Annotated in this window: 8 protein-coding genes and 1 pseudogene; 3 read left to right on the forward strand and 6 right to left on the reverse strand. The window is 68.1% G+C overall.

The genetic code is table 11. The annotated features are described in order from the left end of the window. The 3 genes and pseudogenes from AC5RWO_RS03135 to ald all read right to left on the reverse strand — a co-directional run. Nucleotides 1-581: pseudogene (locus tag AC5RWO_RS03135) on the reverse strand (HNH endonuclease); the annotation flags it as partial. A gap of 189 nt (nt 582-770) precedes the next feature. Continuing rightward, entirely contained in the window at nt 771-1,499 is a 729-nt protein-coding gene (locus tag AC5RWO_RS03140; RefSeq protein ID WP_498729338.1) for a GntR family transcriptional regulator, read from the reverse strand. Nucleotides 1,500-1,726: 227 nt separating this feature from the next. Continuing rightward, nucleotides 1,727-2,848 (reverse strand): alanine dehydrogenase, encoded by a 1,122-nt coding sequence (gene ald, locus AC5RWO_RS03145; RefSeq protein ID WP_498729339.1) that lies wholly within the window; start codon nt 2,846-2,848, stop codon nt 1,727-1,729. Nucleotides 2,849-3,229: 381 nt separating this feature from the next. Between ald and AC5RWO_RS03150 the strand changes: the two genes are divergently transcribed. Both AC5RWO_RS03150 and malQ read left to right on the forward strand, forming a co-directional pair. Continuing rightward, nucleotides 3,230-4,453, forward strand: coding sequence for a PucR family transcriptional regulator (locus tag AC5RWO_RS03150; RefSeq protein WP_498729340.1), 1,224 nt, complete (start codon nt 3,230-3,232; stop codon nt 4,451-4,453). Nucleotides 4,454-4,605: 152 nt separating this feature from the next. Next, nucleotides 4,606-6,867 (forward strand): 4-alpha-glucanotransferase, encoded by a 2,262-nt coding sequence (gene malQ, locus AC5RWO_RS03155; protein ID WP_498729342.1) that lies wholly within the window; start codon nt 4,606-4,608, stop codon nt 6,865-6,867. Nucleotides 6,868-6,882: 15 nt separating this feature from the next. On the opposite strand, the gene AC5RWO_RS03160 is transcribed toward malQ, so the two are convergent. The 3 genes from AC5RWO_RS03160 to AC5RWO_RS03170 are packed head-to-tail and all read right to left on the reverse strand — an operon-like array spanning nt 6,883 to nt 11,204. Then, complete coding sequence (locus AC5RWO_RS03160; RefSeq protein ID WP_498729343.1) at nt 6,883-9,105, reverse strand: Gfo/Idh/MocA family oxidoreductase; 2,223 nt, start codon at nt 9,103-9,105, stop codon at nt 6,883-6,885. Next, on the reverse strand, nt 9,102-10,229 hold the full coding sequence (locus tag AC5RWO_RS03165) for a glycosyltransferase (RefSeq protein WP_498729344.1): 1,128 nt from the start codon (nt 10,227-10,229) through the stop codon (nt 9,102-9,104). The genes AC5RWO_RS03160 and AC5RWO_RS03165 overlap by 4 nt, the downstream gene beginning before the upstream one ends. A 3-nt stretch (nt 10,230-10,232) precedes the next feature. Then, nucleotides 10,233-11,204 carry a glucosyl-3-phosphoglycerate synthase gene (locus tag AC5RWO_RS03170; RefSeq protein WP_498729345.1) on the reverse strand — a complete coding sequence of 324 codons (972 nt, stop codon included), beginning with the start codon at nt 11,202-11,204 and terminating at the stop codon, nt 10,233-10,235. 212 nt (nt 11,205-11,416) lie between these two features. Here AC5RWO_RS03170 and AC5RWO_RS03175 point away from each other — a divergent pair, with 212 nt between their 5' ends. Continuing rightward, nucleotides 11,417-12,100, forward strand: coding sequence for a histidine phosphatase family protein (locus AC5RWO_RS03175; protein WP_498729347.1), 684 nt, complete (start codon nt 11,417-11,419; stop codon nt 12,098-12,100). Nucleotides 12,101-12,335: the final 235 nt, after the last annotated feature.

The following is a 12,335-nucleotide window of genomic DNA, read 5'->3' on the forward strand; positions in this document are numbered from 1 at the left end:
GCCCTCCGGACCACCGACAGGGGATCCAGCCGCAGCGCGGCCTGCTTCGCCAGCGCCCCGATCCGTTTATCCCCGCACCCGTGCAGCGTCTTCGGATCCGCACACAAGTCCTTATCGACGCGGGCGCGGTCTTCCACGCTCAGGCAGGCGGTTTCGCGGACCAGGATGGTCGCCCGCCACTCGTTCAACCGGCCCTCTGCCAACGCCCTATAGGCGTGCGGCATCTCCCTGATCAGCGTGGTCGACAAGCCCAGATGCTTCCCGCCCCGGTTGGGCGAGTCCTTGCGGGCCAGGCCGATCTCCTTGGCCAGGCCCCGGCCCCGCCTCTCCGCCGGAACCCCGGCCGCGGCCCGGGCCTCCCGCCGCGAGGCCACAAACGCTTCCGTCTCGCGGGCCTGCGCGGCAGCGAGGGCGCCCTTGAGTTCCTCCAGCGCGGTAATCCGGTCAATCCGCACCCCCTCCGAAACATCCTGATCCAGACCTGCAAGTTCGGCGGCCCAGCCCCGGACCAGCACAGCACCCGGATCACCGGGAACCGGCTTCACCGGATCCATCTCCGCCGGAACGATTGACTCGAACATGTATTCGATTCTACCGTAGGGTGACGAAGAACATAACGGATGGAGGCCGCCTGTTGATATTCCTCCGCGCCAGAAGCAGCACGCTTCAGATCCTGGCCAGACGAACACAGAAAGTGGCGCCGAGACGAGCGCATGACGTCGCGGCGAAGAGAGCGCCCGACCCGCGCCAACCGGCGGTAGCGACGCCAATTAGCCTGCCACAGCAGCCGTGGAGGCCCCTTCATCAGAGGCGGCCTCTTCGGCGAGCACCATGCTGCGTGAAATTTTTTCCACGGCATCATCCATATGCTCCGCCAGCAGCTTGTGGAACACCGGCACATCCGCGGCTCCGATAGCGTCCGCAATCGCAACGTGCTCCGCCAACCGGGCCTCAGGCGTATAGCCGGTGTCTTCGAGCGCCGCCATGCACATGCGCGTCTCGGTAATAAGGGTGTTGTGCATGCGCGACAACCTCGTGCTGTGCGCCATCGCCACCAGCAGTTCATGGAACTCAATGTCCAGGTCGCTCAGGACCCCGCCCCGCTCCCCCGCGGCAACGGCATTGGCCATTCGGTCGGTCACTTCATGCAGTGCCGCCGCAACCTCTTTGTGCCGACCTTCCAGTTCGATGATTTTCAATCCGGCTGCACGTTCGACGGCGGTGCGGGCCAAATACATATCGACGATATCCGCGGGGCCCAGTTCAGTGACGAAAATACCGCGGTTGCGGATACTGACCAGAAGGCCTTCCTGCGTGAGCCGCTGCATGGCCTCACGGAGCGGCCCTCGGCTGACCCCAAGATCGCGGGCCAACTCTGCCTCCCCAAGCTGCTGGCCCGGCTCGAGCTCCCCATGGCCGATGGCGTACCTAAGCTTCCGGGCGATGATCGCCGGCGTCGACTCCTGGACCAGGGGCTCGATAAATCTGCTCTTTGCCATGGCTTCCTTGCTTTCGGCAGTGGATCCTTGGCAGGCGGCGTACGAACCACCACCTGTCTCATTGCAGACAATCTTACAACTTAGCAGCAGAAGCGACTACAGTCCGGCAGCCATCACTTTAACAAGAGGCAAAGACGCCTTAAAGCCAGCAGGGGCGGCGGTACAGTACCGCCGCCCCTGCTGGGCGATCAAGATGATCCGGCTGTCGCGCCAGCGAAAAGAACCTGTTAGACGCCCGCAAGCTCCCGGTTAGCGGAAGCCAGTTCCAGCCCATGGGCTTCGGAAACCGAGCGGTGCGTGACCTGCCCCGCCGCGACGTTCAGGCCCGCGGCGAGTGCCGAGTCCTTGGCCAGCGCAGCCTCCACGCCTAGATCCGCGAGCGCTACGGCGTAGCGGAGCGTGACATTGGTGAGGGCGTAGGTGGAGGTGTTCGGAACGGCGCCGGGCATGTTGGCGACGCAGTAGAACAGCGAGTTGTGGACGCGGAAGGTCGGCTCCGCGTGGGTCGTCGGGTGGCTGTCGGCGAAGCAGCCGCCCTGGTCGACGGCGATGTCGACGAGGACGCTGCCGGGCTTCATCTTGGCGACGAGTTCGTTGCTGACAAGCTTCGGTGCCTTGGCGCCGGGAATGAGCACGGAACCGATTACCAGGTCGGACTCAACAACCGCGCGCTCGATCTCCAGGCTGTTGGAGGCGAGGGTCTTGAGCCGTCCGGCATACTGGGCGTCGAGCTCACGCAGGCGGTTAATGTTGATGTCCAGAATGGTCACATCGGCACCCATGCCCACTGCCATCGCCGCAGCGTTGGTGCCCGCGACACCCGCGCCGAGCACGGTGACCTTGGCCGGACGGACACCGGGGACGCCGCCGAGCAGGATGCCGGGGCCACCGGCGGGAACGGCCAGGGACTGCGCGCCGACCTGCACGGAGAGGCGTCCGGCCACTTCACTCATCGGGGCCAGCAGCGGCAACGCGCCGTTGGCCGTCTGGACGGTCTCATAGGCGATGGCAGTGACGCCGGAATCCAGCAGCGCGCGGGTCAGCTCCGGCTCGGCGGCCAGATGCAGGTAGGTGAAGAGCACCAGGCCCTCGCGGAAGTGGCGGTATTCGGAGGCGATGGGCTCCTTGACCTTCATGACCATGTCGGCGCGGGCCCACACCTCGTCGGCGCTCTCGACCAGCTCGGCACCGGCGGCCGCGTACTCGGCGTCGTCGATCCGCGAGCCGGCACCTGCGCCGGCTTCGATCAGTACAACGTGACCGCGGCTGCGCAGTTCGTGTACGCCGGAAGCCGTGATGGCCACGCGGAATTCGTTGTTCTTGATTTCCTTGGGAACGCCGATGATCATCGGGAGCCTCCGTATCTAGGTGTGCGAATAGCCAGGTGCGCTATCGAAAGGGTTGGAACTGCGCCGCAACCGGCGATGAGTCAACTGTAGGACCCGATTTACGACGTCGTTCCTTGTCTTCCGCAACGACCTCGCCGCACGCTTTGGCAATGTTTGCGGACGAAGCGGACGCAGCCAGCCGCTCCGCCTACCCGGATCCGCGCCATTGCAGGGAACAGCACGGCACGTAGCGGGACCAGGACGCGGCGATCAGTGTGACCGCTACCACATCGATTGCCCGACGGCAATCGACAAATGTCGCGTCGGCGCGCGCCAAGTGTCGCCCCGTGTCTGTCCGGCTTCCCTAGACTGGAGGCAGACCAACCACCACCAGGAGGCCCAATGCAGAGTCCCGATGCCGAACGGGCTGTGGAGGAGATTGCGCAGGCGCTGGGCCACGGGGTTTCCGTTGAGGATCTCGACGGCGACCTCATCGCCTACAGCAGCCATCAGGCCTCGGCGGATCAGGTGCGGGTGAACTTCCTGCTGAGCAAGAAGGTGCCGGCGGATGTCAGCGCTTGGCAGCTGAGCCATGGGATCGCGACGGCGGTGCGACCGGTGGTGGTTCCGGCCAACGCGTCGCTGGGCATGCACGGCCGGGTCTGCGTTCCGCTGCTGGTGCGTGGCTTCCGCGTGGGCTACCTGTGGGTGCTGCACGAGCAGGATGAGGAGGCTCCGGATACCATCCTCGCGGCGCTGCCCGGGGTCCGGCCGCTGCTGGACAGGCTGGCGGAGCAACTGCTGGATACCAATACGCCGGAATCGGATGCCCGACGGCGGCGCGAAGCCGAGTTCCTCGCCGCCTGCGAAGGTGACGCTGCCGCCGTCGAAAGCGTGGCGGGCTGGCCCGAGGTGCAGGGCCGTTCGCCCTGGACAGTGGGCAGCATGATGGAACGGATCGAGGATCCGGACACGGCGCTGGCGGAGCAGGCCGACCCGGAGGCGGCCGTGCTGCTGCAGCGGATTTCGGCGCTGCAGGCCACCGTCGGGATCAGGCCGGCGCTGTTCAGTGCAGGCTCCCAGCAGCATGCCGTCATCCTCTTCCGCGACCTGCCGGGCCGGGCCGAGCACGCCGAGGTGCTGAAGCGGTACGGGGCGGAGATTTCCCTGCGCGGCGGCCACCCGGAGCGGCCGGACATGCTCGGCCTCAGCGAGCCGTTCACGGACCTGCGCCGGCTGCCCGAAGCCTACGAGCAGTCGAAGACCGCGGTGCAGGCCGCTGCCGTGGACCCGCAAGTCGGCCCACTCACGGACTACCGGGATACCGGCGTGTACCAGTTCCTCGCCACAGGCAAGGGGGCGTTGCCCGGCCGCTCGGTGCACTTCGCCGACCTGCAGGAGCAGGACCGCAACGCCGAACTGCTGCCAGTGCTGGAACTGCTCTACGACACGGACGGCTCCGTCGCGGACGTGGCCGCCCAACTGCACCTGCACCGCAGCAGCGTCTACAACAGGCTGGCGCGCGTGCGCTCCGTCATCGGCGCGGATCCGCTCAAGGGCAGGGTGCGGCTCGAGCTCCACCTGGCGATGAAGGCCGCGCGCTGGTCCGGCAGGCCGCGGCTGTAAGTCCGGCTGAGGCATGGCTGTTGCCCCGCGTAACACGCAGCCAAAGGCCGCGCGCCCCCTGCAATAAGACGGCTCCACTGCAATAATCAGACCAGGCTGCCCCGTGGCAGCGCACCTGATCCTGACGTAGCCGGGCGAACGAGGCGGACTAGATGACAGTGACCCAGAAGACGGCGGACCCGACGATCAACGAGGCGAAGCTGCACCAGCTCGCTCAGACCCACGGTGTGGGCACCAAGTTCACTGGGTGGGACGGGCTCCCCTATGACGTGGATCCGGAAACCCTGGTCAAGGTGCTGGCCGCGCTCGGCGTTCCGGCCGGGACCGGTGAGCAGGTTGAGGCTTCCCTAGCGGACGCGGAGCTGAGGCCATGGCGGCGGATGGTGCCGCCCGCCGTCGTGGTTAAGGACGGAAGCGCAGACAACGACGGCGGGGCCGGCGACAGTGGGGAGACGCTTGTTCCGGTCCATGTGCCGCAGGGCGCCGAGGTACGGGTGCGGATCGTCACCGAGGACGGGCTGGTGCTGCTGCCCGAACAGCGGACCGTTCCCGCGCAGCCGCGGATGGTGGACGGTACGCTCACCGACCGCATCATGTTCGCCGTTCCGCCCGGGCTGCCGCTGGGCTGGCACACCCTGGTCGCCGAGACCGGCGGCGGGATCGGCAGTGGGTCGGGTGGTGCGCCCGGCAGCGGGACGCGCGGCGCGCCTGGCACCCAGGTCGGCACCGTCCGCGCTGAAGCCGTCTTGGTCGTGACGCCGGCTCGGCTGACTACCGCGGACCCGCTGGAGCAGCGACCCGGCTGGGGGCTGGCCACGCAGCTCTACTCGTCGCGCTCCACGCGGTCCTGGGGCATCGGCGACTTCGCGGATCTGGCGGATCTCGCCGCGATCAGCGGTGCCCGCGGCGCGGACTACGTTCTCGTGAACCCGCTGCACGCCGCCGAGCCCGCGCCGCCGGTGCAGCCGTCACCCTATTCGCCGTCCACCCGCCGGTTCTTCAACCCGCTGTATCTGCGAATCGAGGCCGTGCCGGAGCTCGCCTACCTGCCCGCGGACCAGCGCGCGCGGATCGATGCCCTGGCAACGGAGTCCCGCCGGCTGAACGAGCAGGCGGACCGGCTTGACCGGGACACGGTCTACGCGGCGAAGCTGGAGGCGCTGGAGCTGCTGTACCAGGCGAAGCGGTCGCCGGCGCGGCAGCGTGCGTTCGAGAAGTTCTGCGCCGAGGCCGGCCAGGGGCTGGAGGACTTCGCCCTCTGGTGCGCGCTGCGCGAGGACCTGCCCGCCAACGATCCGCTGTGGCATGATCCCGCGGCGGCCCCGGGCACCGCGCTGATGGACGGCAAGCGGCGCGAGCTCGCCGGCCGGATCGACTTCCACCGCTGGCTGCAGTGGCTCTGCGACGAGCAGCTCGAATCCGCCCAGCGCGTCGCGAAACTGGCCGGCATGCGCCTTGGGGTGGTGCACGATCTGGCCGTGGGGGCTGACCTTTCCAGCGCGGACGCGTGGATGCTGCGCGACGCGCTGGCTCCGGGCGTCAGCGTCGGGGCACCGCCGGACATGTACAACCAGCTGGGGCAGGACTGGTCGCAGCCGCCGTGGCACCCGCGCCGGCTGGCCGAGGCCGGCTACGCGCCGTTCCGCGACATGCTGCGCACAGTGCTCCGGCATGCCGGCGGCGTCCGGGTGGACCACATCCTGGGCCTCTTTCGGCTCTGGTGGGTGCCGGCCGGCAACGGTCCGGCCCGCGGCGCGTACGTGCAGTATGACCACGAGGCGCTGATCGGTATCCTGGCGCTCGAGGCCCAGCGTGCCGGCGCCGTCGTTATCGGCGAGGATCTTGGCACGTTCGAGCCGTGGGTGCGGGACTATCTGGCGGAACGGGGCATTCTCGGCACCTCCATTCTTTGGTTTGAGAACGACGACGGCGCTCCCCTGCCGCCGGAAAAGTACCGGGTGCACTGCCTCGCCAGCGTCAACACCCACGACCTGCCGCCGACCGCGGGGTTCCTCGCCGGGGACCATGTGGTGCTGCGCGAATCGCTCGGGCTGCTGGAGCGGCCGGTCGCCGAAGAGCGGGCCGAACACGACGCCTCGCTGGCGTCCTTCCTCGCGTTGGCGCGCAACCGCGGGCTGCTGCCGGCGGACGGAAAGGCCGGCGAAGAGGAGCAGATCGAGGCGCTGCACCGGCTGCTGGCGCAGGCGCCGTCGGTGCTGCTCGGCGTGGCGCTGGTGGACGCGGTCGGCGAGCGCCGGGTGCAGAACCAGCCCGGCACCACCGCGGAGGTCTACCCCAACTGGCAGGTGCCGCTGGCGGATTCGGCCGGCAAGGCGGTGCTGCTGGACGAGCTGGAAGGCAACGCGAGGTTCAACCGCCTGCTGGCCGCAGTGGAAGAATCGATGGCCAAGTAGCGGCGCCAGACAGCGTCAGAGCAGCAGCGGCGACACGGCGAAGACCGCGGTAATCACGTGCCGTTCGCGCCGCGCCACCTGGTGCATGAGGCCGGGGCCGTCCTCGAACGGCACCACGTCCGTCACGAAGTGCTTGCGGATGAGGTCGCCGTGCAAGCGCAGCAGCTTGACCGTCTCGGCGGACAGCCGTCCCCGGTCCCACTGGGCAGACAGCCCGCGCGGCGTCCGGCCGATCTGGGCGCAGCGCAGGCTCAGTCCGTTGTGGTGGAACTCCTCGCCCAGGCGCACCGCGTCCGCACCCTGGGTGTAGAAGGCCAGGTCGATCACCGTGCCCTGCGGCCGGACCGCACGCAGGGCGGCGTGGAGGGCTTCGGCGCGGCCGCGGCATTGGAAGACGACGTCGGCGCCGCGGTCCCCGGGGCCGTGCCGCCAGCGCGTTTTGAGCAGCTTGCCCGGATCGCCGTCGAGGTCCACGGCGAGGAAGCCCAGCTCCTCGGCCAGCTGCCGGCGGCGGGGATCGGCGTCCGCCACCGCCACTTCGCGCGCGCCCAGGGACGAGGCGAACAGTGCGGTCATCAGGCCGATGGGCCCGGCTCCGGTGACCAGGACAAGGCGCCCTTCGACGCCGTCCTGCAGCCCGCGGACCATGCCGCCGGTGGCATCAGCGGCGGCATGCAGGAGTCCGTTGGCGCAGATCGGCCCGAAGTGCGCGACGAAAACTCCCAGCAGCGGATCCAGCTGCGCGGGCAGCGGCACCAGATGCTCGGTCAGCGGGTCGGCCACATGCGCGGTGGCGTGCCCGTAGGCCGAGGCCAGCACATCCCCCTCGGCGAACGCGTCCGTGCGGGACCGCACCACTTTCGCCACCTCCATGTATCCGAGTCGCCGCACCGGGTAACCCGTGCCGGGCGAGCCGGGCAGGAAGAGGCTCAGCTCGGGATGCAGCCTGGAGCTCAGGCCGGGGTGGTTGCCCTTGACGAAGGCCAGTTCGGTGCCGGCCGACAGTCCGGTGGCCAAGGTCTCCAGCAGGACGCCGCCGTCGGGCACGTCGGGAAGCTCCTCGTCGACAATCTCGACGTTTCCGGCAGCGGCAACAATCAAATTACGACGGCGATTCATCGCCGTTAGGGAACGCGGATCTCTTGCTGGGCGGGCGGCGGGCAGGCCCGTAAGCAGTATTGCGGAAGGCCGGACGGGTTCCGGCTCCGGCCTCGGGTCCGCCTTCGGCTCCGGCTCCGGCTCCGGCTGGAGCTTTACCGGGCGTCCGGTCCGCGCCGATTCGGCAATGGCACACGCCAGACGGTGGCTGCGGAGGGCTTCGGCGTAAGGCACGCGGGTGGATTCGCGTTCGCCGCGCACGGCCTCGATAAATTCCCGGTCGACGGCGATCCGCGGGTCTTCGCCGCATTTCATGTTTGTCCGGGCCGAGCCGTCGAAGCTGCTCAAGCCGTCCTCCGACAGCTCCAAATACAAGCCGCGGCTGACCGTGTGCAGGGACGCCCGGTGTTTGGCGGCCAACACCGACGTGGCCGCCAGCGTTGCCACGGTCCCGGAGGCAAACCGCACGGTCGCCGCGGTGGCGTCGTCGACCTCTTCGTATTCCTCCCGGTCAGCCGGCACTCGGTCGGAGGGGTCAGTTTCTTCCAGACCACGGCGGAGCCCGGCGGCGTAGACTTCCACGGCTTCGCCGAGCAGGAAGCGTGCGGTGTCCAGCACGTGGGTGAGCTGCTCGACCACCTGTCCGCCGGAGCGGTCCATCCGGCCCCACCATGGCACGGGCGGACGCTTGTCCAGCCAGTAGCCGTTGGCCAGCAGCGGCGGGGCGTCCGCCAGCAGTTGCCGAGCGTGCTCAACAGAGTCCATACAGCGCCAGTGGTAGCCGGTTCCGGTCACCACCCCGCTCTCTTCCACGAGGGCGCCGATCTCCTCGGCCACGTCCCGGCCAAGCCCCACAGGCTTTTCCACAAACAGCGGCAGGCCCCTGGACAGTGCCGCCCGTTCCCCGGGACCATGGGCAAAAGGAGGTACACAGACGTACACCGCGTCCACATCGACGGCGTCGAGCGCTTCTTCCGGGTTGGTGAAGGCTGGCAGGTCGAGCTCGCCTGCCAGCGCCTGGGCCGCGGGCTCGTGGGCGTCGGTAATGCTGACGAGCCTGACACCGGGCAGCGAGTTCAGGACGCCGGCATGGCGCCGCCCCACCGATCCTGCTCCGATCAGGGCGATGCTGATGGTCATGCGGCCTCCCGGATGAGCTTTTCGTACAGATCGAGGTAGTGTGCGGCCATGGCGTGCGGACTCCAGGCCGCGGCGGCGGCGCGGCAGTCCTGCGGATCGATGCCGTCCAGCTTCTGCAGGTACTGCGCCAGATCCGGCTCGCTGGCCGCCAGGTAGCCGGTGCGGCCGTGGTCCACCAGCGAGGGCAGCACGCCCAGCGGCGTTCCAACCACCGGTACGCCACGGGAGAGCGCCTCAACCACTCCCGTTGCCCCGGGTTCGGCCCAGCGGTTCGGAGCCAGCAGCACCCGGGCCGAGCGCAGCACCCGCTCCTTCGCCTCGCCGGCCACGCCGCCGATCCATCGTGCGCGGCGCCCGTCCAGCAGCGGACGGACCTCGGTCAGGAAGTACTTCACGTCGGGGTGGGCGGCAAGGGCGTTGTCCCCCTCGGCGAGCCGGCGGTCCAGTTCCTGCGGATCGTTGATTCCGGCCACCGGACCGGCCAGGACCAGCGGAATGCCGGCCGCCGCGCAGATCCGTACGGCGGTGTCCTGGCCCTTGTCCTGGGTGATTCGGGCGAGCAGCAGAGCGTGGTCGCCCGAATCCACCTGCACCTCGAGTGCCGGGGCCGGGGCCAGCGGGACCACGCCGATGGCCTGGCGCTGCAGCTGCTCCGGAGCGCGGTCCAACTGGGACTGCGAGACAGCGGCGAAGCGCACCCGGCCACGCCCGTTGAACGTCGAATAGAACGCCGCATGTTTGGCCAGGTCCCAGTGCAGGGTCTGCAGGACCGGTGGCGCCGAGGCGCCCATCGCGGCGAAGACGGCCGGCCCCACCACCTCAAGGTGATCGTGCACGAGATCCCAAGTGCCGCCGTCGTACATTGCATTCACCAACGCATGCATGTGAGCGTGGGCAATGCCGGAAACCTGGTTGTACGGCAGCGCGATGGAGCGGAACTGCGGCTCGTCCAGCGGCCGCAAGTAGTCATCCGCCTCGATGGAACTGGGCCCTACGGTGGCAAGGGTGACATGGACACCGGCGCGGCGCAGTTCCGGGATGAGCGTGGCCAGGACGATTTCGATCCCGCCGTAGCCTTCGGGCGGAACCGGAAGCCAGGGGCCGGCATTGACCAGGATCCGCATGGCTTAGCTGGCCTTGCCCGCGGTCAGCCGGTAGTCGGGGATCTCGATCATGGGCGGACGTTCGGAAATTTCGATCTCGCAGGTTTCCTCGATGAACCTCTCGCCGTCGCGCAGGAACTGGGTCAGCGGCGCCGACGCCGGCGCGGCCGTTACCAGCCCGCTGCGGAACAGCCGGGACTGGACGGTCAGTTGCACCTGCATCGCCATCTTGGACAGGTCCGCATCCGTGGCGTTGCGGTGGCAGCGCACGCCCAGGTCCACCTGCGCCATGCCCTCCAGCCCCACCGCTTCCAGCACGTCGATCAGCATGCCGATCTCCACCCCGTAGCCAGAAACGAACGGGATGCGCTCGAGCAGGGAACGGCGGGCCGCGTATTCACCGGCGAGCGGCTGCACTATCCCGGCGAGTTCGGGCCAGAAAAGGTTGAGCAGCGGACGGGCCACGAGCTCGGTCACGCGGCCGCCGCCGGCGGGCATCACCGTGACCCCGTTGTTGAGCGGGCGGTCGTAGCAACTCTTGACGAAGTGGACGCGCGGTTCGGTCAGCAACGGGCCCAGCATTCCGACGGCGAACTGCGGATCGAAATCATGCAGGTCCGCGTCGATGAACACCACGATGTCCCCGGTGGCCACCGTGAGGGATTTCCACAACGCCTCGCCCTTGCCCGGGACGTTGCCCAGCTCCGGCAGGATGTGCTCCTGGCGGGCGACCTTGGCGCCGGCGGCGGCCGCGACGGCGGACGTGGCGTCCGTCGAGTTGGAGTCGATGACGATGATTTCATCCAGCAGCGGCACGGCTTCAACCAGCCGGGTGCGCAGCGCCGAAACGATCTGCCCCACCGTGGCCTCTTCGTTCTTTGCCGGCAGGACAACGCTCACTTTCTGGCCGTCTTTTTGTGCTGCCAGTTGCTCCGCCGCATACCGGGATCCTTGGTAGCTTCCGGTGGAAAACCACCGCTGCAGGTCTTCGCGCATGCCGATCTCTTTTCGTGCTGAGGCCGGATTCCCCGTCCCGGCTGTCGATAGGATCTAGACGAAGCCTACGTTTCTGTCCTGCCCGTGTGAATACCCTGAAAGGAGATGCAGCTCCTTCGATGGACGTCCCGAAGGGGATCCGGACGGAGTTCGCTCAAGTCATGTCGGCGGTTCCGCGGCCCCGATGCAACGGCACCAGAACGGAGAAATTAATGCAGACCGCTTATCCATCCCCGCGGCCTCAGCGGCCCCGGCTGGTGCTGTGGCGCCACGGCCAGACCGAGTGGAATGTGCTGGAGAAAGCCCAGGGGCAGGCGGATGTGCCTTTGGATGACACAGGCCGGACCCAGGCGAAACAGGCCGCAGGGATGCTGGCCACCTTCGACCCGGCCTTCATCTGGTCCAGCGATCTGCAGCGTGCCCGCGACACCGCCCAGGAACTGGCCGCGCTGACCGGCCGGGACCTTGAGCTGGACGCCCGGCTCCGGGAGTACCACGTGGGTATCCGGCAGGGAACAACGTTCGCCGAGTTCCGGGCGCAGCACCCGGACATCTACGAAAAGTTCTTCTCCGAAGAGAACTACCGCGTCCCGGGCGCCGAACTCCCCTCGGAAGTCAATGAGCGGATGAAGGCTGTCATCGATGAAGCTGCCGCCGCAGTGAACGAAGGCGAGACGGGTGTTCTGGTCGGCCACGGTGCTGCCCTGCGCAGCGGCCTGCTGGCGTTCTTCGAAGCACCGTCCCATCTGCGCGAAATGTTCGCGGGCATGGCCAACTGCGCCTGGACCGTGTTGGAAAAGCATGCCGAGCGCGGCTGGCAGATCATCGACTACAACGCGCAGACCCTGCCGGACGCCTCCTCCGTCTTGGCCGATGAGATGCCGGTGGAGCATTGAGCCAAGCGGCGCGCGCCGGTACAGCCTGAACGCCGGCATCTCCGGGACCCGGGCAGGAGGTTTTGGTCACACCTGTCCCCTGTTCGCCGCGGGGATTGGTGACGGTTAGAAAAATGCCGGATGAACACTTGGTACGCTGGATGTAGCCAGCCGGGCTCTCCGGCGAGGTATCCCAGCCACTCGACGAGGCCCCGTCGTCGTTATCTTCCGTTCGCATCCCGTAGGAGACACCGCA

The sequence above is a fragment of the Arthrobacter sp. B055-34 genome (assembly GCF_059090425.1).